Below are 23,077 nucleotides of genomic sequence, written 5' to 3' on the forward strand. Positions count from 1 at the left end.
ATGAATCTCAAAGACCTGGATGTGTTCGTCAGCGTCGTCGTGGTTGGCAGCCTGGCCGGAGCTGGGCGGCGCCTGGGCGTCAGCGCCATGGCGATTTCACGATCCCTGGCCGCTCTGGAAACCGAATTGGGCGTTCGCCTGATGCACCGCACGACGCGTTCGATTTCACTGACGCCGGAAGGGGAGGCCTTTCTCGGCCATGCCCGTGCCTTGCTGGATCTAGGCGAGGCCGCCCGGAGCAGCGTCACCAGCGACCCGGAGATCGCCTCTGGAACCCTGAAGGTGACCTGTCCCCATCTCCTCGGTCGTGCCGTGCTGGTGCCGCTGCTCGGCGAATTGCAGCGCCGACAGCCGTCTTTGCAGGTGGAACTCATCCTCAGCGACGATCTAATCGACATCGTCGAGCAGGGAATCGACGTCGCGATTCGCCTGGCGCATCCCAAGGATTCGCGCCTGGTGGGGCGAAAGCTTTCGGACAATCCCCGCGCTCTGTACGCGGCACCCGTCTACCTGGAGCGGCACGGGGCACCCGGCGCGCTTGGCGACCTCTCCCAGCACCAGGGCCTGCGCTCTCTGGCCATGACGTCCTGGCCCTTTATGGTCGGGGACGAGCTACGCCTGTTCCCCATACCTGGACGCTTCGCCTGTAGCAGCGCGGAAGGAGTGAAGGAGGCCTGTCTGCACGGGATGGGGCTGGCGATGTTGAGTTACTGGGACGTCGAGGCGGAAGTGGCAACGGGGCGCTTGCTACCTCTATCCCTTGCGGATGCCGAAGCCCAGAACCTACCGATCTGGGCACTCATGCCTTCGTCCAGAAACGTGCCTACGCGCGTGCGCCTGCTCATCGACGAACTGCGGCAGCGCTTGCAAACCGCCCCGAGCGCAGGCTGAAGTCGCTGGCGCGAGGAGGGGAGGTCAGGGCGAGCGGCATTGCCAATCCCACTTTGGGTACCTGCCAGCGAAGCGCAAATCGCCTGCCGAATGGTCACCCCTGCAGTCGGCGCCGATCCTGGCCAAGCTGGCGGCTCCGTTGGGCCAGCCAGCCAAGATTCAGGCAGCGAGGGGGTCGCGATCTATTTGAAGCGTGCCGCGTAGCCCGCCAGATTATCCGCTGTGATCAGCTCGTACGGCACCCAGACATCCGCCTGGACCGGTTCCTTGCGGATCATCCTGAGCGCGGATTGCACCGCCTGCACGGCCTGGCCGCGTGGGTCCTGGAACACCGAGGCGGCCAGCAGTCCGCGCTTGATCGCCGCCTGGCCGTCGGGTAGGCCATCCACCCCCACTACCGGAACCTGACCCTTGCCCATTCCGGCCTGTTGCAGCGCCATGGCGGCGCCTATGGCCATTTCGTCGTTGTTGGCAACGATGGCATCGAAGTGGGTCCCGGCGGTTAACCAGTTGCTGGTCAGGTCCATCCCTTTGCTGCGGTCCCAGTCGGCGTTCTGCTGGACGACCACCTTGATGTCTGGATAAGCCTTGAGCGCTTCCTTGACGCCCTCGGACCGGCCGCGGGTGGCGTTCTGGGTGAGCTCGCCCATGATTAGGGCGATGCTGCCCTTGCCGTTCAGTTGCTTGGCGATGAACTGCCCCTGCAACTGCCCGGCCTGCAGGTCGTCTGATGCCACGGCGACCACCTCGGCGGGCAGCTTGGGATCGTCTGGGCGCCGGTTGACGTACACCAGTGGAATTTTGGCCGTTGTGGCGGCGCGGGTGATGTTGACAGTGGCGGCGGTATCCACCGGTAGGACGATCACCGCATCCACGTTCTGCGCCAGAAAGGTCTGCACTTGGTTCAACTGACGCACGACGTCTCCCTGGGCGTCCTCGAATTGCATGCTGATCTTTTCGGCCTTACCGGCCTCTTCCAGATTACGACGCACATAGGTCATGAAGTTATCGTCGACCTTGGCGATGCTGACGCCAATGCGGTAATCGGCCAGGGCTAAAGGCATCAGAGCGAAGGCAAAGGTAGCGCAGAGTAATTTGCGAAGCATCATGGCGGTTTCCTCTTGTTGTTATTGATGTTGCAGTGGTGAGCCGGGACTACAGCGAGAAGGCCGTTCGGAAACGTTCCAAGGCGCGCTCGGTATCACCTTCCGAGGCCCAGCCTTCGAGGCCGACCACACCGCGATAGCCGAGGGTGGCGAGTGCTCGGGCGATCGCCGGGTAGTGGATTTCGCCGGTCCCTGGTTCGCAGCGCCCGGGGACATCGGCTACCTGAATCTCGCCTATGGCCGGCCCTGCACGACGAATCAGCTCGATCAAATTTCCTTCGCCGATCTGGGCATGGTAGAGATCCAGATTCAGGCGCAGGTGAGGGCTGGCAACGGCCTCGATCAGGGCAAGGGTTTCTTCGGCACGGGCGAAGGGAACGCCCGGGTGATCCACGGCCGTGTTGAGGTTTTCCAGCAGGAAGACCTTGCCGGCGCTCGCGCCCAGACGTGCGATGTCCGCCAGGGTGGTAGCGGCTGCCAGCCATTGGCCGCCGCTGACCGATGTCAGGGGATTGGCCGGCAGGCCGCGATTGTCCAGGCCGGTGCCGTGCAGGTTGAGCGAGGGACAGCCGAGGCGCTCGGCCACGGCCAGGGACTCCCGAGCGCTGGCGAGCAGAGCAGCGCGGCCCTCGGTGCTGACCAGATCGCCGGAGACGTAGCCGGTCATGGAGGTGAAGCGCGCGCCGGTAGCTGCCAGGGCGTCGATGTCATGGCGGGTCCAATCCCAGATCTCGACGGCGAAGCCCAAGGCATGCAGGCGGCGGACGCGCTCGACGAAGGGCAGGTCGAGAAAAACCATTTCGGCGCTGACAGCGAGGATGAAGGGTGACGAGCTCATGGCATCACTCCGCGACGGCGACCGGTTGGCCGGTTTTCACCGATTCAATGGCGGCCAGGGCAATAGCCAGCGCTGCCCGGGCATCGGCGCCACCTACTGGTACCGGCGTGCCCTGGCGCACGGCGTCGACGAAAGCTCGCAATTCGGCCAGATAGGCGTCGCGCAGCAATTCCGCGTCGGAGCGCTGGGTGGTCTGGCTGATACCTTCGGCTCCGTAGCAGACCAGCTCGCTGGTACGTGCGTCTCCTGCCGTCAGCATGCCTGCACTGCCGAAAACCTCGCCGCGGACGTCGTAGCCATATACCGCCTGAAAATTGGCCTCGGCGGTGGCAATGGCGCCGTTATCATAGCGGACGGTGACGACGGCGGTATCCAGCAGCCCCTGGTCGCGGAAGTCCGGACGCACCAGGGCGTCAGCTACCGCGTACACCTGTTTCGCCCGGGCACCTGGGTTGAAGAAGTTGAGGGTGTCGAAATCGTGAATCAGGGTTTCCAGGAAAATGGTCCAGGGCTTCACCGCCGCCGGGTTATGCAGCGCCGGATCGCGGGTGAGCGAGCGCAGCAGCTGGGGGGTCCCGATGCGTCCCTGGGTGATCAGCTCACGTGCGGTTCGGAAGCTAGTGGCGAATCGCCGATTGAAGCCCACCTGCAGAGCGACACCTGCTTCAGCGCAAGCGGCGATGGCCTTGTCGGCCTCCTCGAGGGTCACGGCCATGGGCTTTTCGCAGAACACCGGCTTGCCGGCGCGGGCGGCGGCCACCACCAGCTCGGCATGGCTGCGGGCGGGGGCGACGATTACCACAGCCTCAACGGCGGGGTCCTCGATCAACGCTTGGGGATCGGTGTGGATATGGGCGACATCCAGGGTCTCACCAAGCCGGGCAGCGGCGCCGGGCGCCGGATCGGCCAGGGCGACTAGCCGCGCGCCATGGAGGTGCCGAGCGAGGGCGGTGGCATGGAAGGTGCCCATGCGGCCGGTACCGATGAGGCCGAGGGAGAGGGGAGTCTTCGTCTTGGGCATGAGGCGTTCTCTTGTGGTTGTTATAGGCGTGGGCGATGCGCCCGACAGTGAGAGAGCAACCGCCATGCCAGGGCAGGAAAGACAGCCAGGTATCGGGCTGCAGGCCTTGCCAGTAGGCGTTTATGTCTATAAAAAAGACATGTCCAGCTGGACATGTCCAAAGACTGGACGAGGAGCCGAAGATGCAGGAGCAGGTCCCCCCGAGCGAGCTGACGCAGGAATTGCGATTCGTCAGCGAGCTGCAGTGGCCGTCGGCCGCCGAAGGTGTCCAGCGCGAGCTGGATGCCGCCTGGATGGACTGCCTTGCGGGGGCCACTGAACTGGTCCGGGTGCGGCCGGTGATCCGGGCGTCCTGGCTGCGCAGCCGCGCGGCGGGCATCGTCGCGGAGGAATTCCACTACGAGTTTGTCGAGTCGCAGGAGCTGACCCGCCGGCTGCAGCGGCAGCGCGAGCTCCTGGACATCGCCGCGCCGGTCATGGCCGAGCTGTTGCGCTACAACCCGGACGGGCACCTCAACCTGGCAGATGCCGAGGGCGTGACCCTGGCCGCCTGCGGGCTGGATCTCACACCGCTGGGCAGTCGTCTGCTTGAGTCGGTGCAGGGCACCAACTGCACCGGCCTGGCCCTGCGCGAGCAGCGGCTGGTATTCGTCCTGGCGGGCGAGAATTTCAAGCGCGAGCTGCGCGAGCGGCGGATGCACTGCGCTTCGTCGCCGGTGCGCGATACCCAGGGACGGCTGCTTGGCGCCCTGACCCTCACCGCGGCGGTGGGCAACTTCCACTGCCATACCCTGGGCACGGTCCAGGCCGCGGCCGATGCGATCTCCCGCCAGTTGGCGCTCACCGCGCTGCTGGACGAGCAGCAGCGAGTGCTTGAGGTCCTCAACGAAGGCGTCATCCTGCTCGACGAAGACCGCTGCATCCGTAGCCTGAACGGCTATGCGCGACGCCTGCTGCAGCTCGACGACCGACAGCGGGGGCGCCCCTTTGCCAACCTCATCACCCAGGACACCGACCTCGACCTCTGGCTGGATCGTCGCTGGGAACGCCAGGACCGCGACCTCACCTTGTTGCTACCAGACGGCAGCGGTTTGCCGTGCCTGGCCTCCGTCGCGCCCATCGCCCAGGGTGGCTGGGTACTGTCGCTACGGGAGAATCGCCGCATCCGCGAGATCACTCGTCAGCTGCTGGGCACCCGAGCGCGCTACAGTTTTAACGATATCCAGGGGCGTTCGCTGGCCTTGCAGGATAGCCTGCGTCTTGCGCAGGCGGCCAGCCGCAGCGAAGCCACCGTGCTAGTGCTGGGGGAGAGCGGGGTCGGCAAGGAGCTTTTCGCCCAGGCGATCCACAACGCTAGCGTCCGGCGGCATGGGCCCTTCGTCGCGGTGAATTGCGGCGCCATCCCACGCGACCTGGTGCAGAGCGAGCTGTTCGGCCATGTCGAGGGCGCCTTCACTGGAGCTGCTCGTGGCGGTGCGGCAGGGAAGTTCGAGCTGGCTGATGGCGGCACGCTGTTTCTCGACGAGATCGGCGACATGCCCCTGGAGGCCCAAGTGAGCCTGCTGCGAGTGCTCCAGGAGGGCGAAGTGACCCGGGTCGGTGCCAAGAAGGCCCAGGCGGTGGACGTCCGGATTATCGCCGCGACTCATCGAGACCTGGCTCAGGCGGTGGCGGGTGGCAGCTTTCGCGAAGACGTCTTCTATCGCCTTAATGTCCTTACCCTGCGGGTTCCACCGCTGCGTGAGCGCCGCGAAGATATCCCGATGCTGGTGGCGACGCTCCTTCAGAGCTTGGGCCGGACCTTGGAGCGGCCGCCGCTGGCCGTCGCCGACGATGCTCTGGCAATACTGATTGCGCACGGCTGGCCCGGCAACGTGAGGGAACTTGAGAATGTCATCGAGCGTGCGATGAATCTAGCCCAAGGCGCGCTCATCCAGCCGATGGACTTACCGTTTAGCCTGCCGGGTCGAACTGCGTCCGAGGGCGTGATAGGTGACGCCCTGACGCCAATAGAGCTGAGCCAGCGCGACCTGATCTGCGCGACTCTCAAACAAACCGGCGGTAATTTACGGCAAACCGCTAAGCGTCTAGGAATTTCCCGCGCTGGGCTCTATGTGAAATTGCGCCGCTATAGTCTGGATGCGGCTGACTTTAGGTCAGAGCAATAAGCGTGCTCCGCGTGAGTTCTTTGAGTTCAGATCCGGCGAAAGCATTAGATAGGCGAGCAGGGATTTCCATCGAGAGGGATGGTGCCGTTTTATCTTTGAAATTTGTAGGCCGGCGTTTTTTATCGCAATGGAGAAGCGCGCCAGGCGCAGCGCTGGGTCTAGCAGCAAGGCGCCTCGGCGAGGGTGAGGCTTAGTGGAGCTAAAGAGAAAGATGCCACCTGTGAGCGTGAGCACCGGCACTGATGGTCCCTGGGCATTGACCTACCGTCCTGATGATCGTCGCATTCACCCGACCCGTTATCGTGGCTAGGGCCAGTAATCGCAAGGCACGCATCCGCGCACAAAGGGATCCCATTTTTGCGCCGGCGGGCACCGGCAGAGAGGAAGGCTACCCGAGGGGTAGCCTCGTCCACCAGGCGATGCCGAGAGGACCAGGCTACCCTTCGAACGCAGCTGAAGGGGAGGAACAGTGTGGGCCAACACACCAGGTTGGCCCGAAGTACAGTGTGCACCGAACCTTCTGTGAGCCCTATGTGCCTGTAAACCCGCTTATCACGAAGTTAGACGGCTGCGTGTCAGCTGCGGAGCAGGGAGACACAGGGAGAGCATCACGCAAAGATCTACACGCCCTACCCGATGCTTAGCGTGCTCTTGGGGGTGGAGCTTCAAGACCAGGTCGAGAAACTCCGGGGTTGCCACTGATGACCGCCAGTGCGCGAGCGGGGTGGAGCGCTTGCATTATGGGGCTCTGACCGTGACAAAGGCAAGAAAGCTCCCGAGGGCCCCAATCCTACGCGGAAGCGCCGCTTCGCCTGGCTTTCCCTGGGCCGCCCTTGCCTTTCACTTTTGACGTTTCAATGTTCACCAGGCCCTTGCAGTCGGGGTAGCGTAGGCACGACCAGAAGTCGCCGCTCTTGCCCTTTCGCTGAGCCATTTTGCCCTGGCAGAGCGGGCACGACGGACCCTCCGGGACCTTGATGCTGAGCGTGGTCTGGCGGTACTGGGCGACCAGCTTGCCGATCCAGGCGCCTTGCTTGGCGATGAAATCATCCAACTGCATGGTGCCGGCCTCGATCATGTCCAGGGCCTGCTCCCAGATGGCGGTAGTGCCCGGGTCGGCCACGGCCGGCGGCACCGCGGCGATCAGCGAGACGCCGGCGTCGGATGCCCGCACCGCTTTTCCCTTTTTGAGCAGGAACCCACGATCGATCAGGCCCTGGATGATGCTGGCCCGAGTGGCCTCGGTGCCGATGCCGGTGGTTTCCTTCAGCTTGGCGGCCAGCCGCGGGTCGGTCACCAGCTTGGCCACGGTCTTCATCGCCTTGATGAGATCGCCTTCGGTGTAGGGCTTGGGTGGTTGCGTCTGCTGCGCTTTGAGCTGGGCCTGCTGCACCTGGGCGCGCGAGGCGTTCTGCAGCGGCGGCAGGATCTGCGCGCGGTCCTTCTCCTTGCTGTCCTCATCATCCTCAGCGGCAGGCGCGGCCTGGAACAGCGTCTTCCAGCCCGGCACGACGATGCGCTTGCCAACTGCCCGTAGAGCGACCTGGTTGCAGTCGAAATCAGCCACCGTCCGGTCGAACTCGTGGTGGGGCAGGAACTGGGCGAGGTAGTGCGCGCGGATCAGGCTGTAGACCGCCCGTTCCTTGTCGCTCATGGCCGCCAGGTTGGCGGGCTCCAGGGTCGGGATGATGCCGTGGTGCGCGGTGATCTTGGCGTCGTTCCAGGCCCGCGAGCGCTGTCCCGGATCGATGCTGGCCAGCACCGGGTCAATGGACGGATCGGTCCGGCGGATCGCCTCAAGCACGGCCGGCACCTCCGGCAGCATGCTGGTGGGCAAGTAGCCACAATCGGTCCTGGGGTAGGTCGTCGCCTTGTGCGTCTCGTACAGCGCCTGGGCGACGTTCAAGGTCTCCTGGGCCCCGAGGCCGAGCTTCTTCGAGCAGATCTCCTGCAGCGTGCCCAGGTCGAAGGGCAGGGGTGCCACTTCCTTGACCCTCTCGGTCTCGACCGACACCGCAATCGCAGTAGATCCCGCGGTGAGACGCGCTTGGGCCGCCTGGGCATGGCGCTGGTCCAGGCAGCGCCCCTCGTCATCGGTGATGTCGCGGCTGGGCCGCCACTGAGCGGTGAAGGTCTGGCCGTTGGCGGCCAGTAGCACGTCCAGGTTCCAGAACGGCACCGGGACGAAGTGGGCGATCTCTCGATCGCGGTCGACCACCAGGCGCAGCGTAGGCGTCTGCACTCGCCCTACCGACAGCACCCCGCTGTAGCCGGCCTGGCGGCCGAGGAGGGTAAACAGCCGAGTGAAGTTCATGCCAATCAGCCAGTCTGCCCGAGAGCGAGCCAGCGCCGAGTGGTACATGGAGAAGGTTTCGGCCCCGGGCTTGAGGCTCGCCAGGGCCTGGCGGATCGAGGCGTCGTTGAGCGCTGATAGCCACAGCCGCTGGATGGGACCGCGGTAGCCGCAGTGCTCCAGCAGCTCGCGGGCGATCATCTCCCCCTCGCGATCGGCGTCGGTCGCAATGACCAGCTCGGTGGCCTCCTTGAGCACTGCCTTGACCGCCTTGAACTGGCTACTTGTCTTGGGTTTGACCTCGACCTTCCAGTTTGCCGGCAGGATCGGTAGCGCATCCAGGGACCAGGACTTCAGCGCCAGATCGTAAGCTTCCGGTGGCGCCTGCTCGAGGAGATGGCCGATCCCCCAGGTGACAACTACCCCCTGGCCACGAATGCAGCCCTCACCGCGCCCGGTGGCGCCGAGCACCCGGGCAATGTCCTTGCCCTGGCTGGGCTTCTCGCACAAAAACACACGCATGGGATTCCCCTGTCGATGGCCAAGTGGCCTACCGGGGAACCGTGCCTGGAGCAGCACGAGACGTCAGCGCGGAACCGCAACTTGCTTAGATTCGGTTGAATCGAAAGATGATTGTCTGACTAATGATTTCCGACGAGAGGCTCTAAAGCTGGCGTTTCCGCGCTTCATAACGCTGATCGGTAGTGTCAATATGATATCAAAATGTGATGTGCGTCACGGAATGACTGGCTATGAGCGAAATGCAGGATTTTGAGATTGCCTACATGACGGGTGAGCTCAAGTGTTTGATCGTGAGAGCTGATCGGCTCTCGCGCAGCGATGCCTATGCAGAGATCTGCTTCGCAGAGCGATTGCTGCTCGGCCATAAGCCCTCTGACCCAGCGGTAACCTTTGAGGCGCTCGCTAGGTCAGTTGGCATTGAGCTCGTCCACGTTAGGGAGGTGGCGAATTGAGAAGCGTACGCCATTTCGTAAGACATCACGGGTATTGGGGAAGTACTGCGTTACACCTCAATGAGTAGGGCCTGGTGCATTACCGGCCCGGTAGCCATCAAACCTTAAAGCGAGAAGTCATCTCCTGCAGGCGGACACCAATGCGTGCAAGCTCCATGCTCGAGGACGCCGTTTCCTCACTCGCTGCAGCGGTCTGGTCGGAGATGTCGCGGACATTAGTAACGCTGCGGCTGATCTCTTCCCCGGCGGAACTTTGTTGTTCGGCCGCGCAGGCAATCTGCTCGTTCATCGACTCGATGCTCTTCACCGACCGGGTGATGCGTTTGAGCATCTCGCCGGCCTCGCGGGAAAGACTCACGCTGCTGCCAGTGAGTTGCACATTCTGCTCAAGCACCGCGGCCATTCGGTCCGTGCTTTGATTCAGGCCGGTGATCAGCTGAGCAATCTCGTCTGTGGAGGCACGCGTACGCTGTGCCAGACCTCGCACTTCATCAGCCACCACGGCAAAGCCGCGACCGGCTTCACCGGCCCGGGCGGCCTCGATAGCGGCATTAAGCGCCAGGAGGTTGGTCTGTTCTGCCACTGCGTTGATCACGCCTAGAACACCACCAATGCTGTCGGCTTGGTCGCGCAAGGCGGCCATGGCCGCCTTCGTCGAATCCATTTCGTGAGCAAGCAGCTCGATCTGAGTGACCGCCTTGGTGACAGCCTGGTCACCTTGCTGTGCCTGCTGGCTGGCATCCATGGCCGATTTGGCGGCCTCACCCGCGTTACGCGCGACTTCATGGGTTGTCGCGGTCATCTCTTGCATCGCAGTGGCGATCTGATCGGTCTCGACCTTTTGGGAGTGCACGCCGGCACTGGTCTGCTCAGTGACTGCTGACAGCTGCTCGGCCGCGCTTGCAACCTGAACGACACCGTCCTTCATTTCACCGATCAGGCCGCGAAGGTTGGTGGTCATCCGCTGCATGCTGGCCTGGAGCATGCCAAGTTCATCTCTGCGGGTAACCGCCTGCTGCTGAGTAAAGTCACCACTGGCAACAGTCTCGACCAATGCCATGGTCTCTTGCAGAGGCCGGACGATAGAGCGCGTGATCAGCCAGGCACAGAGGAGGCCCAACGTGATGGCGACAGCCAGCCAGATCAGCAGCATTTGCCGGGCACCGGCCACATCGGATGCCTGGAATTCGTTCTGAACAGCGGTCAGCTTGTCTGTAATCGCGAGCAGCGCCGTGATGGAGGTCGTGATCCCTCCCTGCGCAGCGTCTACTTTCGCTTGCTCTCCGACCATTTGCAGAAGCCGCTCTTGGTACCCTTTCACTTCATTGGTGAGCGTCTGCACCACGTCTCTTGGCAGGCTGGTCGTCTCGAGAGACTCCATCTGAGCCAGCACGTTGGAAATAGCGGTACGCGCGGCTTCCTCGGTGTCTTTACCGGGTTGTGCTGTAAAGCTGCGGACAGTTACTCGCATACGTTGGGCGCCGACATAGAGCGAGGCGAGCTGCTTACGGTCTTCATAGCGACCGCTTTCGGCATTGGCTGCCTCGGATAACGCGAGCAGATAGGCATTCATACCCTCCACCGCCGTCGCCGCCGTCTTCCGCGTAGCTTCCCGCTGACGGGTTGCTTCCACTGTCTGCTGATAGAACTCGCGGTAGCGTTTCAGGATCGCATCCGCTTCACTCAGCAGCGCTTTGTTAGTTGAGGTGTTGAAGTGCGGAATGATGCTGTTCAGCTGACTCTCGGTTTTATCCAGAGCGGCGAGCCACTTCGCCGCCTGCACGTCATCGGCTTTGTTGAAGTACACCAGGCGCTCGATGCGCATGTCTCGAGCCAGAGTGCTGAAGCCGGAGATATCACCCATTCGGGCGCTACGATCGCGGAGGGTATCGGTTGCCGTCCAACCGGTGTATGCCACCAGCAAAATCATGCCGATGAGCAGAGAGAAGCCAAGCGTAAGCTTGGCGCGAACGCTGATGTTGCTGAGGAAATTCCAGCCATTGTGTTGCATATGGACTACCTGGATAGCGAGCCTTGTAAAGCAATGGCGCAACGGCCGTTGCCTCATGCGTGACGGTTACCGCGATATCTAAGATTTCGTCAGCCTACTGACGGGCCCGGACGGCACGAGGAGGGATTTGGCATCAAATGCGGGTAACCACGATGCCCCACTGAGCCGCTATCTACCTGCAACCCCAAATATGCCTACGTCTTGATTCAGGCACACGAGTACCGTGATAGCGGTCAAGACAAGCAATAGGTTACGGACAGTGACGTGCTTCAAATCAGTGATCTCAAACGGGGCGCCTACTAGACAACGAATCGCTCAAGAACGCGGCTTTAGCCGACCGTCCGCTAATTTGAAGGGATGGCCGGTCCGCTTCGTCTGCAACCGTACTTTGAATATTTCACTGCTGTAGCAATCTGGAGCAACACGAGACGTCAGCGCGGAAGCGCATCTGGCTCCGGAAAGGTTGGGCCGGAGTTGCTACTGGTAGGCGAGCGCAGAGCCGTTAGGAATGGCTTGGGGAACAACGACACCCATGTTGCCGCTGATGGGGCTTTGCAGTGTGCTGGCTACTACCGTGCCGATAGCTTGAGACTGGGTGATGTCGACCATCTTGCTGACCAGGCCATTGGGCGGAGTGGGGTAGTAGGTGAAGCTCTGGCCGGCGTTCACATAGCCGGAGACGTTCGGCAGCTTGCGATACCAGGTAGGCAATGCCAGGACAGAATCGGCCGGCGCGCCCGTGACCGTGGGATTGGCGTGCGCGTACTCGGCCAGGGCATTGCGATAGGTGAGGAGGTTATGGGCCAACGCCGAGACATCGACCGTCTGGAGGCGATTATCGCTGCGCTGCAGCTTCTCGCTGATTAGGCTGGTACCGGCCAGCATCACGACCAGGATGACCCACAGTATGGGCATGGCTCAGCCCACCTTCCGCTTCAAGCGGTGCTGTTCTTCAACCATGGTCTGGAGCTGCTCTGGATCAATCATCTCCTCGAGCAAAGCATCTACTTGATGCAGTAGCTGACGCGCCTGATGGGTCCCTGGTTCGTCGAGGGCGATGGCTTCCAGCGTATGCTGATGGACACGCACAGCGCTGGCCAGAAGGCGTAGCGCTAGAAGGGTAGGAATGTCGTACATGCGTCTACCTCAGAATTCGCAGCAGAAGATGGTCGCGTAGTCGTTCTGGCCGATGGCGATATTGGGCGTAGATGCCCAGCGCTGCCCGCTGCCTCCCGTATCCCAGCCCACTTTCGTGCCTACTGGACACGCCCGAGTTGTCACGTCGTTCGGATCGTAGCCAGGAATGGTGTAGGCCGTGCAGGTCGGTGTTTTTGCCTTGGGCCTGCGCCACAGGCCGCTCTCGCAAGAGAGCAGTGCACCAGCGCTATCGCGGCTCACCAGTCCGTTGGGGCTACAACCCCAATTTTCATTGGCTGAGCCAATCAGCTGGATGTATTCGCCGACGTAGGTCCTGCCGTCAGAAAAGAGGCTGTTCCCGCGCATCTGGCCGGAGGTGTAAACGCTCTTGCCGGCATAGGCCCGTACCCAGTCGCTGTCAGTCATATGCCAGCCGCCGCCCCACTTCTCGCTGTACCAGCCGGTATCCCCGCGGGTCCTGAACCAGCCCGTGGTGTAGGTCTCCCCTGACATGCTGGCGGTGACGCCCTGGACGTTGCCGCGCGCATACATCGAGCCAGTGGTTGTGTCTCCAGTAACAGCGACATTCCCCCCGACTGCAGCGCTGCCGTTCATGGACGCATTGCCCTGCAGGTACATCGAGCCAGCCCGGAGGTCTCCGCCGGCCGTAACCGTGCCGTTGAGATTCACGTTGCCCGTGGCGTTGACGTTGCGGCCAGCGTTCACATCGCCGCTGATGCTGGCGGTACCGGACGCGGTGATGTTGGCCGCATTGTTCAGGTCGTTGCCGCTCATGTTGAGCGCAGTGTTCATCCGATTCAGCTCGGGCTTGCCGGCGATTGCATTGCGGTAGAGATAGTCGTTGGCCAGAGTTCCATCCTGCAGGAACAGGGCACTGGCGGTGTGGCCCAGGCCCGGGTTGACTCCGTAGTTGCTCAGCGCCAATGACCAGCCACCCCGCACGCCCTGAACGATGCCGGTGTTGGTCACTGGTACGAAGCCGCCCGGGGCGCCAAGGTTCTCCGCAATCTCGCGGGTACCCATCTCATCGATGGTCTGGCCACCGGTGGTGAGCACGATGGATTCGAGCTGGTTGGTCGCCACCCGCCTGGCCAGCACCACAAAGGTCTGGCCGAAGGCGTTGGCATCGGTGAAGCCAGCAGGGAGGTAGTTGGTGTTGCGCAGCATCGCTGGAGTGATCTGCGCCGGCGTCGTGGTGCCGGCCGCTGCATAGACCGTGGCGAAGTTGTCCTTCAGGTACTTGGCCGCGGCGTCGGCAACCTGCTTTTGCTGGTCCGCGGCGATCCGATAATTCTGAGAGTCCATCTGATTGGCTACCAGGACCGCGGCCCCGGTCATCACGGCCGCCAAGACGATCAGGCCAAAGAGCATATCCAGGGCGATGAAGCCCCGCTGTGATGCCTTGCTGAATGAGGTATTCATCCCCAGAGGTCTCGTTTGAGTTGGTTGTCGATGTCCTGGTCCAGCTGCGCGATTTGCCCCGCCCGAATCTTCTCGCGGATGCTGGCCCCGTCTTCGCCGGTGACCAGAAGGCTGCGCACCTTGAGGATGCGGCGGTCATTGCGGGTTTCCAGCGTCTGAGCCACCACCGCTACCAGACCCTGAGCCAGGATCTCGCGAGCGTTCTTGATCTCATTGCTGGCCAGAGCCAGCACCCGCTCCAGCGCCTGGGTGGGGTTGCCGGCATGGAAGGTGGTGGCGACGAAGACGCCATTGATGGCGGCGCGTACCGCTTGAACAGCAGTTGGAATATCGCGGATCTCACCGATGAGGATCATGTCGGCACCGGTACGCAGGGCGCGCAGCAGCGCTTCCTCGTACCCCCCCGTGCGCCGGGATACCTGCATCTGGATGCAGCGACCCTCGCCGTGCAGACCATTGAGGTTGGTCTCGGCCGGATCCTCGATGGCCAGCGCCGTGCCGCCGCAGGCCTGCAGGCGTGCGGCGATCAGCGAGGCGACGCTGCTGGTTTTGCCGGTACCCATCTCGCCGCAAAAGATCACCAGGCCGCGCACTTGGTCACTGAGCATGGCGGTGGCCAGCGATTCGGGAAACCCCAGCATGTGGAAGGGGCGGATCTGGGCATTGGATTTGCGGATGATGAAGACGTCTTCCGAGAAGGCATCCTTGATCTGCGTCACCCGCAGGACGATGCCGTCCTGGACCAGCGAGAACTCCGGATCGCCGAACTCAATCGACTTTGCCTGGCACTGCTCGCGCAGCGCCTGCAGCTCTGCGCTCCAGGCAGCCGGCGCAGATTCCCGCCGGCTACCGGAGCCGTCGAGGCCCTTCACGTCCGAGAAGTCCGGGCCAAGGAAGAGGTCGACGAAGTTGGCTTGCGTGATCAGGCTCATGCGAACTCAGTAAACCGTCCAGGCCACGACATTGCTGTCCTTGCTGCAGCCGCTGGTGGCGGTGCCGGGATCTACTTCGCCGGTGACCGCGGTGCCGCCGTTGATGGCGGTGGTGACCTTGGTGCCGCGGCTGATCTTGGTGGCCAGGGTGACGCAGGCATCCTGAGGCAGCGCGTTCTCGGTGATAGTGAAGGTCATGCCGCTCGACACCACGGTGACCGAACCGCCCCAGGCGTTGTACAGGTTGCTGCCGTTGACACTCATGTTGGGCAGGCCCTTGCTGGCCACCAGTTGGGAAACCAGGCTGGTACCGGACGTCCCGTAGCCGCTACTGGCCTTGAGCTTACGGGTGTTGGCGATGAGGGTGCCGATGTTGGACTGCTCGTTGGTCACATCCTGGGAGCCCATGAGGCTGCCGCCGTTGTAGATGATGTAGCCCAGGGCGACCACGGCGATGATCAGGACGAACATCATTTCCAAGCTGAAGACGCCACGCTGCCGGTGACGCGGCGGCAGGCGAAATGGCTTGGACTCGACCGTGTTGTGCGACGTTTCGACATCCGTGGGAGTGAGGCTGGTGCAGGGTTGGCTCATGGTGATTCCTTGGGTGGTGGGTCTAGTGGTGGAGGCTGGCAACGTTGCTCTGCAGGCTGAAGGCGCCGCTGACGACCAGGAGCATCAAGAGCCCCATGGCGATGGTCGAGAAGGTGAGAAACGCCTTGGTGTAGCGCTCCACCTGCTTGAGCGTCTGCTCGATCCAGCGATTGCTGAACCGGTGGATGGCTTCGGAGAAGCCCTTGCGGGTCGCCAATACGCAGAGGAACTGGACGGCGGTCTTATCGGGAAACTCGTGCCCAGCCAGACGCAGGGCCTCGCCGAAGTTCTTGCCCTGATTGACGCCGTAGATGGCCGCGATCAGCCGCTCACGCAGCCAGGGCGTGGCGCCGCGCTGCAGGGATTGCAGGGCCTCGATCTGATTGATGTTGGCCTTGAGCATCACCGAGATGTTGAGCAGGAAGGTGGAGCCGTGTAGGGCCTTGTAGATCGACCAAGGCGGCACGCGATCGAGCCTGACGCGCAGCGGTCCGGTCAGGTAGGGCAGTGACCCCATGGCAAGGACAATGACGCTCAGCACCACGATCAGGGTGAGCAGGCCCCAATTGTTGACGTAGCTGGAGACCTGATAGAGCAGGTAGGGGATGCCGGTCCAGCCCTCGGGGTTGGAGACCCGGGTCATGGCCGGGACCATGCGCGAGGCGATGACGTGGAGCAGATAGGCCATCATTGCCCATAGCATGATGGGATAGACGGTCACGGACAGGATCAGGGACAGGATCCGCCCCCGGGCCTCGATCATCTGCACGCAGTCCAGGAAGGCCTGCACCAAGGCACCCGACCGCTCGCCGGCGGCGATGATTGCGGTCTCTTGGTAAGGCATCCAGCGCTGACAGGCATCGCCCAGGGACTTACCGTTTCGCACGGCCTGGCTGATGCCGGCCGTGGCCAAGGCGGTAGGGTCCCGGCGCTTTTTGCCGCCATCGCTGAAGATTCCGCGTAGCTCTTCCAGGGCATCGTCGATGCCGACGCCGTTCTCCAAGAGCGCGCAGAGGCTTTCGTAGAACTGGATGCGCTCCTTGCTACCGAATTGCTTGGCGTACCAGGCATCGGCAAAGGTCGTCCAACTGTCCAGAATCCGACTAAGCATTGGGCTGCTCCAAGACGAAAAGCTCGAGGTCCAGAGGCCCGATGATGGTCTCCGCCATCCGGGGGTCGATCAGCCCAGCAGCGACCTTGCCAATGGTGTGCTTGATCTTTGTGATCCCGCCCATTTCCCGGACCCAGTAGGTTTTCGCCGCGCTGGCACCCTGGTCGCGTAAGATCTGCATGAAGCGATGGTTGGGGATCAGAACCTCGGCGACGACCGTCCGCGAGGAGACGCCCATGTTTCGGCAGTGCGCACATCCTGGACCCTGCAGCCTGACCTTCGCGGTATCCATGACCCGTTCCAGTCGCTCGATGAGGGCCGGGTTCAGCTGGTCGCGTTGAGAGGCCAGCGGCTGGGCGCAATGCGTGCACAGCACCGGCAACAGCGACTGGTTGATGAGGCCTGACATGAGTGCAGGGTCTGTCACCAGGCTCGGGTCGGCGCCCATGTCGATGAGCCGCTGCAGGCTCGCTACCGCGTTGTTGGTGTGCAGGGTCGAGAAGACCAGGTGACCGGTCATGCCGCCGCGAAACGCCGCCTGGGCGGTGGTGAGGTCGCGCACTTCCCCATACATGAGGATGTCCGGATCCAGCCGCATGGTGTTGGTGATGGCGCCGTCCCAGGTTTCGGCATGACCCAGCGGCGACTGGTTGGCCTTGATGGGATACTCGGGCGGATCTTCGACGGACAGAATGTGGCGGGTGCCGTCGGTCTCGCTATGCAGCTGATTCAGGGTGACCTGCAGGGTCTTCGATTTACCGGATCCGGTCGGACCGGTAATGAGGATGACGCCGTACGGAAGTCCGCGCAGACGATTGAGCAGGGCGATCTGCTCGGCCAGAAAGCCCAGCTCGTCCAGGGACTGCTTGGCTTTCTCGTCATAGAGCAGTCGCAGGACCATGAGCGGCCCCTCCACCAAAGGCCGCGAGGCAACCCTCGCGCCAAACAGACCCAACTGGGCCACAAAAGCGTGCTTAACCCGGGCGTCCTGGCTGATCTCGGGCTGGTAGTGCTCCTCAGCCACGTCGCACATGGAGTTATACAAGGCTGAGCAGAGCTCGCGGCCCATGTGACTCTGAATTTGACCGTACTCGGTCAGCAGGCCATGAATGCGAAAGAGGATGTGGGTGATCTCACGACCGACCACGAAGTGGACGTCCGACGCCCCACGGCTATGAGCTTCACCCAGGAGGCGGATGACCTCTTGCTGGCGAGAGGTGCTGTCGAGTCCCGTGGAAGTGCCGCCGCGAGTGGTAGCGACCTGGTACAGCGCGTGAATCTCACTCAGGGTGCTGGGTACCACGCGATAGTCCAGACCCGCACGATCCAGCTCGCCCATGAAGGCCATGACGAAAGGGTCGCGCAGATGCTGACCAGATACGAGCAGTTGAGCATGATCGGTAGGACGTACGCCTTCCACCAGAGCCAGGAGCTGACGCAGTTCCGGCTTTACCGAGCCCCATTGGGCGCCTTCGGCAGTGAGGACGCGACGGGGCTGGAGCGGAAGTAGCTCGTTTACCAGCTCTCCCGCCAACCGTTGGCCAATAGCCTTGGCGTCGCCTTCCGGCTCGTCCGCAGCGGACACAACGTGATTGCTCGAACTCATCAAGGTCACCTCAGGGTTGAAGGGCGGTAGGCGCGGAGCCCGGAAGGGCAATGGGGGCTGGAGCGGGTATTGGCACCGGCGCTACCGGATTCATCGGTGTGACGGTCACTGGCAACACGGAGGCCTGACCCGCCGCGACAGTGGCTACTGGATAGCTGGGCGCACGGTTGGAGAACCCCAGCGGATAGCGTTTGCCGCCGCGGCTGAGCACTACGCTGTCCAAGCTCAGGCTGGCCACGCGGTAGCCACCGGGGAGATCGGTCGACGCTGGGGAGGCATCGATCTCGAAGCCACCTGCGTAGAGCAGGGTGGCGTGCAGTGCTGTACCCGCGCCGTAGACCAGTTTCACAACCGGTAGCTGCTCAGCGACGCCGGTCTGCTCCGCCGCACCAGTCACCCGGCTAGCGGGCGTTACAACAGGTTGCGACAGGTAGTTGGGCTGAGGCGCGGTGGTGGCTTGAGCGGAAGTACCATTGATCTCGCGCAGTGCCTTGGCACGCTCGCCCTGGGCTTTGTAGAGGATGGTTTCGCTCTGCACCCGGGAGAGTTCGCCGACGGTGATGCCGTCAGGGTCGGAGGACTTTGCCTCGGCAGCGATGACTGGGGCGGTCACTGCAAGCATCAGGGCGCCGAGCACGACGAGGGAGAGGTCATTTGACATAGAGGTCACCGGTCACCGACCAGGCCAGCTGATCGCTCTGTAGAAGGGTCTTGATCTCGCGCAGTCGCAGGCCTTGGTGGGGCACGTCCTTGAGGACAATGTCCGGCGGTAGCGCGGTATTGAAGGTCAGCTCGAAGTGTTTGAAGTCCGGGGGCGGCGGCGCAGGGGGGGCCGGCTGGCCAGGCATGGCCTGAGGCGCCGGAATGACCACCGGGACTTCCTTGATGATCGGAGCCAGGCCTTGGCCATGCAGCCAAGAGGTCAGATCAGCTAGGGCTGGTGTGGCCTGCAGCAGCTCATCGTCGCCTGCCAATGGCGGCTCGAAGGTCAGCTTGAGAGCGGCGCCATTGCCTTCGTCAAAGAAGGCCGGCTCATCAGCGAAGTGACCACGCGTGGCCGCAACAAACGCTGAAGCCGTGCTGTTGCCGTCGCGCTTGTAATTGGTGGACAGCAACACGCCATCACATTGTGCCGAGGTGAACAGCCAGCCGGCGATGGACAGCGGAAGCCTATCGATGGCGCCGTTGCAGGTCAGGAGAAAGTCCGGCACGCCCGGACGCTTCGCCCACGGGTGCTCTAGGGCCTGAATGGTCTGTTGCTCCTTGGAGCGCTCGTTGATCGCTTGCAGTTCGGCCTGACGTGCAGCCTCGGCCGCGACAGCGGCGAGTCGCCTTTGCTCGCGCTTATGCGCCTCCCACTGGCTGTAGCCGATAACCCCGGTCACCACGATGAGTCCGAGGACCCCTACGCGGATCCACTCGCCTTTGCTCATCCCGAAAGCAAGCGGCTTGAGGGCGTAGTCGCGCTTCAAATTGCTTGGCTGCAACAGCTCGTCGATGTCGAGCGGCTTGCCGCCGAGGCCGAATTCAATCGGCAGGTAGGTCTCATCAAAGGTCAGCGCACGGCTTTCGAGCTGCGCGACTTTGCGTTGAATCTCGGTGGCCGAGCCCACCAGGTCGTAACCGGGAATGACGGCGCCGTCGATCACGGCCACCAGTGCATAGCGAGGCTCATCGCCAGGCACCTGCCAGGCGGCCAGCCAGGATTGGCCCAACTGTCCGGCCAGCGCTGCGGCCAGCGAGTACATCCCCTTCATGGCCCCGGCGCTGCGCGCGACGAAGCCGGCCTGGATGACATTGGGCGTGCGCCGGATGGCGACGATGTCCATCTTGTGCAGGCGTCCGTATTCCCGGGCTTCCTTCATGTAGCCGGTCAGACTGCCCAACGGATGCCATTGCAGACCGGAGACAAAGCTCTTGTCGTGGTAGCTCAGGATCTGGGCAGTCTGCGCCGGGGGGACCGGTGATGTGCTGACAATGGCCATACGGTCAGCCCGTCACGATCGGCGTGATCAGCACCACCAGGACGCTGTGCCCCGAGGTCCGCGTGCGGCTACCGCCCAGGCCCAGAAAGCCCGGGTCGCCAACGCCGGTCCTGCGCGCATCCTCACTGAGCTCTTCGAACCCGGACAGGATCAGTGTCTGGCCGCTGCGCAGCTTGACCTTGGGCGACAGCGACTTGGCGTCGTAGTCCGGCAGCTGGACGCTCGAGCCGTTGCTTGTGAAGGTCTGGAAGGTCGGCTTGCTGCTCATGTTGATCGACACCATGAGCAGCATCTCGTCGTGCTCGAGCACACGAGGCAGCAGGGTCATGTTGAAGCCGCTGGTGATGGTGCCGGGCGTGAGCGAAGTGCTGGAGCCAACTGACGCCGTGGACGTCGTCTGGCTGGAGGCCAGGTAACCCTGAACGTTGCCGATCTGAAGGGGCGCCGGCTGCAGGTTGAGGGTGGTAACCGACGGAGAGCGTACGTTCGAGACGCGACCTTGCTCGGCCAGCGCCTGGACGATGGCATTGGAGCCGGCCCAGGCAGAATCAGCGGTGTTGACGATCCCTATCGACGCCGAAGTTGCACTGGTACTGATACCGGAGACGGTATTGGAGAGTGAGAGCCCCCATTTGGTATTGAGCGACTTGTAGACCGCCGCCCAGTTGAGGCCGAGCTGGTCCGTGTCAGTCAGCGTGACCTCGAAGACCTTGACGTTGAACAGCACCTGTTGGGTGATGCTGCGGTTGGTGTTGTTGAGGTAGGCCTCAATCCGCGAGATCACCTCAGGGCGATCCGTTACGGTCAGGGTCCCGGTCGAAGGGGCCAGGTACATCCGCCCGGCCGGGGCGACGCTGAGCATCGCTTTCACGTTGTTCTGGATGTCCTGCAGGATTGAGGACTCCAGGGTGACCGTCGTGCTCTGGTTGCTACCCGAGTCGCCCGAAACACCTGAGCTGGTGCTCGATCCGCCCGAGTTACTGCCGCTGGTACCGGCGGCGGTGGCCATCCCGGATTTCACCGTGCTGGCGATGACCTGCTTGTCACCAAAGGACCAGACGTCGAAGACTCGCGTCTCGAAGTAGCTGATCCGCACAGCGCGCTCTACCGGCGAGTAACGCCACCCCAAGCCCAGGCGCGCGGTGACCTCATCGAGCAGGCCGGAGGCCTTGCCGCTGTATTTGAGGCCGCTGACCTGGCTTCCGCTGGCCAGGCTGGTGAAGTCGGACGCGCGATAGCCGGAACCGCTCGAGCTCGCGGCGCCCATGGCCGCTGGGTTGGTGATGACACCTGCAGGCAGCAAGCCTGCCAGGCTATCCGGACTGGGATTGCCGATCGGCGCCGGTGCTGTGCTGGCGGTTTGTGCGCTGGGCGCTGCGGCATTGGGATTGAGTGCATCGGGCGAGACCAACACGGCGATACCGCACTGGCTGGTGATGTACTGGGCAATCTCGGTGATGCCGACGCTACCGGACGGCCGATAGCTCAGCTCGCAGTCCAGCGCCGAGGGCATGCCACGTTTGGCCACCACCGGTTGTGTGGAGACCCAGGGTTTGTCGCTGAACACGACCGTCTCTCGCTTGGGCTGTTGCTGCTGGTTGCGCAGCAGAGCCGCGTATTGGCTGGCCATGGCGGCATCGTTCTCGGCACGTTGGGCCGAATCGTCCACCCGCTGTACCGAGCAGCTGGCGAGCAGGAGCGCCGCGGCCAGGGCGCTCAGGCGAAGGGGGCGGGTCATGACTTCTTCCTCTCGGAAACATGAACGATGCGCTGGCTGGAGTTGCCATCGACGATGAAGGAGCGGCGAGCGCCTTCGTAGAGGGGGAAAACCTGGGCAACGGCCTCGGCGAAGGTGCCGCGGAAGTGCAGGGCGGCCTCGATGGGGTAGTCCAGGTCATCGGGTTCCCAGACCACCTGCCAGCCGGCGCGCTTGGCCCACGTCTCGACGGACTGCCGCAGCGTGCTGCCAATGGGCGCATCCCAGGTCTGGGTCATGGCAGAGGCTGGCTCGGTCAGTCGAACCGAAGGCAGGGTGTAGGCGCCGGCCGCCGTAGTGCCCACTGTGGGCAACGGCTTGGCTAGTGTGACGGCTGCGGTAGAGGGCTTGGCAGGAGCCGAAGCCGCTACAGCAGCAGGTTTGGCAGAGGTGCCCTTCGCCAGGGAAGCGTTTGGAGATTGCCCGACATGCAAGGACTCTCCTGGCGCTTTGACCGGCGCGGATGTCAGCGCCGCGCCGGCGGGCATAGGTTTGACTGCCGGTGCGGCGGTTACGTTCGTGGATGGCTTGGCCGGTTCGGTGTGAGTTTCCAGCGGCGCGGTAGCGGGCACAGTGGCTACAGTCACCACCGAGTTCGAGGCAGTGGATACAGGCTTGGCAGCGGCCGTGGTCGGGGGAGCTGCTGGCGCAGCGGCGTAGCGCTGACCTTCCGGCAATTGATAGCCCGGGCGGAGCACGAAGCACACCGACCGCACGACCTCGTCGACCTTGACCTGCCAGGCCGGACCAGCCAGTACCTGCAGGGTGTTGCGCAGGCTCATGGGCCCGAGCTTGTACTGCGCCGCCGGTAGCGGGCGAGTGAAGAGAATGTTGACGTGGCCCTGCTCTGGACCGCACAGGCTGTAGCCGGAGCGATTGACCACATACTGCATCGCGTCGCGAACGGTCGGCTTCATGTTGGCTGGGATGTTCACGTCGATGATCTGGGCCATCAGGTCCCGCTGCTCGGTCTCCGGCGCGGTATTCACCAGGGTGTAGCGGCCGTAGCGCACCTGGGGCTCTGAAACAGCACCTTTCGGATAGAGATCGGGCTGGAGCAGCTCCGGATTGCGCGAGCTGTCGGGGCCGGGTGCGCTGGGCGCAGGCTCCTGCTGAGCACAGCCTGCCAATGCGACGGCGAAGGCGAGCGGCGAGAGGATGGTGAGCTTCCAGATCATGTGCGGTGTGGCCCCATTTCGTAGTGGGGCTCA

General features: G+C 63.1%; 18 protein-coding genes and 1 pseudogene. 2 read left to right on the plus strand and 17 right to left on the minus strand.

Annotated features, from left to right (window positions below; all coding sequences use genetic code 11):
* Positions 1-891 (plus strand): LysR family transcriptional regulator, encoded by an 891-nt coding sequence (locus PSEK12I1_RS0112905; RefSeq protein WP_027601783.1) that lies wholly within the window; start codon positions 1-3, stop codon positions 889-891.
* Positions 892-1,073: 182 nt separating this feature from the next.
* Here PSEK12I1_RS0112905 and PSEK12I1_RS0112910 read toward each other — a convergent pair whose 3' ends face one another.
* Genes PSEK12I1_RS0112910 through PSEK12I1_RS0112920 form a run of 3 tightly spaced genes read right to left on the minus strand, consistent with a single transcriptional unit; the run spans position 1,074 to position 3,856 of the window.
* A complete protein-coding gene (locus PSEK12I1_RS0112910; RefSeq protein ID WP_027601784.1) occupies positions 1,074-2,000 on the minus strand; it encodes a sugar ABC transporter substrate-binding protein in 927 nt (308 codons plus the stop codon).
* Positions 2,001-2,046: 46 nt separating this feature from the next.
* Positions 2,047-2,835 carry a TIM barrel protein gene (locus PSEK12I1_RS0112915; protein WP_027601785.1) on the minus strand — a complete coding sequence of 263 codons (789 nt, stop codon included), beginning with the start codon at positions 2,833-2,835 and terminating at the stop codon, positions 2,047-2,049.
* A gap of 4 nt (positions 2,836-2,839) precedes the next feature.
* Positions 2,840-3,856 (minus strand): Gfo/Idh/MocA family oxidoreductase, encoded by a 1,017-nt coding sequence (locus tag PSEK12I1_RS0112920; protein ID WP_027601786.1) that lies wholly within the window; start codon positions 3,854-3,856, stop codon positions 2,840-2,842.
* 182 nt (positions 3,857-4,038) lie between these two features.
* Between PSEK12I1_RS0112920 and PSEK12I1_RS0112925 the strand changes: the two genes are divergently transcribed.
* Positions 4,039-6,024 (plus strand): sigma-54-dependent Fis family transcriptional regulator, encoded by a 1,986-nt coding sequence (locus PSEK12I1_RS0112925; RefSeq protein WP_027601787.1) that lies wholly within the window; start codon positions 4,039-4,041, stop codon positions 6,022-6,024.
* A 790-nt stretch (positions 6,025-6,814) separates the two neighbouring features.
* Here PSEK12I1_RS0112925 and PSEK12I1_RS0112930 read toward each other — a convergent pair.
* The 14 genes and pseudogenes from PSEK12I1_RS0112930 to PSEK12I1_RS0112995 form a co-directional block, all read right to left on the minus strand.
* A complete protein-coding gene (locus PSEK12I1_RS0112930; protein ID WP_027601788.1) occupies positions 6,815-8,839 on the minus strand; it encodes a DNA topoisomerase III in 2,025 nt (674 codons plus the stop codon).
* A gap of 549 nt (positions 8,840-9,388) precedes the next feature.
* Positions 9,389-10,261 (minus strand): methyl-accepting chemotaxis protein, encoded by an 873-nt coding sequence (locus tag PSEK12I1_RS24990; protein WP_331280034.1) that lies wholly within the window; start codon positions 10,259-10,261, stop codon positions 9,389-9,391.
* A pseudogene (locus PSEK12I1_RS24995) lies at positions 10,247-11,359 on the minus strand (methyl-accepting chemotaxis protein); the annotation flags it as partial. The gene PSEK12I1_RS24990 and the pseudogene PSEK12I1_RS24995, both read right to left, overlap by 15 nt.
* A 420-nt stretch (positions 11,360-11,779) precedes the next feature.
* Entirely contained in the window at positions 11,780-12,217 is a 438-nt protein-coding gene (pilM, locus tag PSEK12I1_RS0112945; protein ID WP_027601791.1) for a type IV pilus biogenesis protein PilM, read from the minus strand.
* Positions 12,218-12,220: 3 nt separating this feature from the next.
* A complete protein-coding gene (locus tag PSEK12I1_RS0112950) occupies positions 12,221-12,439 on the minus strand; it encodes a hypothetical protein (protein ID WP_027601792.1) in 219 nt (72 codons plus the stop codon).
* 9 nt (positions 12,440-12,448) lie between these two features.
* Positions 12,449-13,882 carry a shufflon system plasmid conjugative transfer pilus tip adhesin PilV gene (gene pilV / locus PSEK12I1_RS0112955; protein WP_027601793.1) on the minus strand — a complete coding sequence of 478 codons (1,434 nt, stop codon included), beginning with the start codon at positions 13,880-13,882 and terminating at the stop codon, positions 12,449-12,451.
* A complete protein-coding gene (locus PSEK12I1_RS0112960; protein ID WP_027601794.1) occupies positions 13,879-14,814 on the minus strand; it encodes an ATPase, T2SS/T4P/T4SS family in 936 nt (311 codons plus the stop codon). The genes pilV and PSEK12I1_RS0112960 overlap by 4 nt, the downstream gene beginning before the upstream one ends.
* Before the next feature lie 6 nt (positions 14,815-14,820).
* Positions 14,821-15,288 (minus strand): type 4 pilus major pilin, encoded by a 468-nt coding sequence (locus tag PSEK12I1_RS0112965; RefSeq protein ID WP_177323760.1) that lies wholly within the window; start codon positions 15,286-15,288, stop codon positions 14,821-14,823.
* A gap of 142 nt (positions 15,289-15,430) precedes the next feature.
* Positions 15,431-16,519 carry a type II secretion system F family protein gene (locus PSEK12I1_RS0112970; RefSeq protein WP_027601795.1) on the minus strand — a complete coding sequence of 363 codons (1,089 nt, stop codon included), beginning with the start codon at positions 16,517-16,519 and terminating at the stop codon, positions 15,431-15,433.
* Positions 16,512-18,125, minus strand: a complete 1,614-nt coding sequence (locus tag PSEK12I1_RS0112975) for a GspE/PulE family protein (protein ID WP_177323752.1) — start codon at positions 18,123-18,125, stop codon at positions 16,512-16,514. Before PSEK12I1_RS0112975 ends, PSEK12I1_RS0112970 begins: the two co-directional genes overlap by 8 nt.
* A 10-nt stretch (positions 18,126-18,135) precedes the next feature.
* A complete protein-coding gene (gene pilP, locus PSEK12I1_RS0112980; protein ID WP_027601797.1) occupies positions 18,136-18,786 on the minus strand; it encodes a type IV pilus biogenesis protein PilP in 651 nt (216 codons plus the stop codon).
* The gene (gene pilO2, locus PSEK12I1_RS0112985) at positions 18,776-20,110 is read right to left on the minus strand and encodes a type 4b pilus protein PilO2 (RefSeq protein WP_081737486.1); all 1,335 of its coding nucleotides are present in this window, start codon (positions 20,108-20,110) and stop codon (positions 18,776-18,778) included. Before pilO2 ends, pilP begins: the two co-directional genes overlap by 11 nt.
* 4 nt (positions 20,111-20,114) lie before the next feature.
* Positions 20,115-21,848, minus strand: coding sequence for a PilN family type IVB pilus formation outer membrane protein (locus tag PSEK12I1_RS0112990; RefSeq protein ID WP_027601799.1), 1,734 nt, complete (start codon positions 21,846-21,848; stop codon positions 20,115-20,117).
* The gene (locus tag PSEK12I1_RS0112995; RefSeq protein WP_027601800.1) at positions 21,845-23,044 is read right to left on the minus strand and encodes a TcpQ domain-containing protein; all 1,200 of its coding nucleotides are present in this window, start codon (positions 23,042-23,044) and stop codon (positions 21,845-21,847) included. Before PSEK12I1_RS0112995 ends, PSEK12I1_RS0112990 begins: the two co-directional genes overlap by 4 nt.
* Positions 23,045-23,077: the final 33 nt, after the last annotated feature.

The organism is Pseudomonas sp. MOIL14HWK12:I1 (assembly GCF_000510705.1).
Lineage (GTDB): Bacteria > Pseudomonadota > Gammaproteobacteria > Pseudomonadales > Pseudomonadaceae > Chryseomonas > Chryseomonas oryzihabitans.

What these genes read in the sequence shown, in the direction of transcription:
- PSEK12I1_RS0112905 (WP_027601783.1), top strand. Translation starts at nt 1, where the DNA reads ATGAATCTCAAAGACCTGGATGTGTTCGTCAGCGTCGTCGTGGTTGGC.
- PSEK12I1_RS0112910 (WP_027601784.1), bottom strand. Translation starts at nt 2,000, where the DNA reads ATGATGCTTCGCAAATTACTCTGCGCTACCTTTGCCTTCGCTCTGATG.
- PSEK12I1_RS0112915 (WP_027601785.1), bottom strand. Translation starts at nt 2,835, where the DNA reads ATGAGCTCGTCACCCTTCATCCTCGCTGTCAGCGCCGAAATGGTTTTT.
- PSEK12I1_RS0112920 (WP_027601786.1), bottom strand. Translation starts at nt 3,856, where the DNA reads ATGCCCAAGACGAAGACTCCCCTCTCCCTCGGCCTCATCGGTACCGGC.
- PSEK12I1_RS0112925 (WP_027601787.1), top strand. Translation starts at nt 4,039, where the DNA reads ATGCAGGAGCAGGTCCCCCCGAGCGAGCTGACGCAGGAATTGCGATTC.
- PSEK12I1_RS0112930 (WP_027601788.1), bottom strand. Translation starts at nt 8,839, where the DNA reads ATGCGTGTGTTTTTGTGCGAGAAGCCCAGCCAGGGCAAGGACATTGCC.
- PSEK12I1_RS24990 (WP_331280034.1), bottom strand. Translation starts at nt 10,261, where the DNA reads ATGCAGCGGATGACCACCAACCTTCGCGGCCTGATCGGTGAAATGAAG.
- pilM (WP_027601791.1), bottom strand. Translation starts at nt 12,217, where the DNA reads ATGCCCATACTGTGGGTCATCCTGGTCGTGATGCTGGCCGGTACCAGC.
- PSEK12I1_RS0112950 (WP_027601792.1), bottom strand. Translation starts at nt 12,439, where the DNA reads ATGTACGACATTCCTACCCTTCTAGCGCTACGCCTTCTGGCCAGCGCT.
- pilV (WP_027601793.1), bottom strand. Translation starts at nt 13,882, where the DNA reads ATGAATACCTCATTCAGCAAGGCATCACAGCGGGGCTTCATCGCCCTG.
- PSEK12I1_RS0112960 (WP_027601794.1), bottom strand. Translation starts at nt 14,814, where the DNA reads ATGAGCCTGATCACGCAAGCCAACTTCGTCGACCTCTTCCTTGGCCCG.
- PSEK12I1_RS0112965 (WP_177323760.1), bottom strand. Translation starts at nt 15,288, where the DNA reads ATGATGTTCGTCCTGATCATCGCCGTGGTCGCCCTGGGCTACATCATC.
- PSEK12I1_RS0112970 (WP_027601795.1), bottom strand. Translation starts at nt 16,519, where the DNA reads ATGCTTAGTCGGATTCTGGACAGTTGGACGACCTTTGCCGATGCCTGG.
- PSEK12I1_RS0112975 (WP_177323752.1), bottom strand. Translation starts at nt 18,125, where the DNA reads ATGAGTTCGAGCAATCACGTTGTGTCCGCTGCGGACGAGCCGGAAGGC.
- pilP (WP_027601797.1), bottom strand. Translation starts at nt 18,786, where the DNA reads ATGTCAAATGACCTCTCCCTCGTCGTGCTCGGCGCCCTGATGCTTGCA.
- pilO2 (WP_081737486.1), bottom strand. Translation starts at nt 20,110, where the DNA reads ATGGCCATTGTCAGCACATCACCGGTCCCCCCGGCGCAGACTGCCCAG.
- PSEK12I1_RS0112990 (WP_027601799.1), bottom strand. Translation starts at nt 21,848, where the DNA reads ATGACCCGCCCCCTTCGCCTGAGCGCCCTGGCCGCGGCGCTCCTGCTC.
- PSEK12I1_RS0112995 (WP_027601800.1), bottom strand. Translation starts at nt 23,044, where the DNA reads ATGATCTGGAAGCTCACCATCCTCTCGCCGCTCGCCTTCGCCGTCGCA.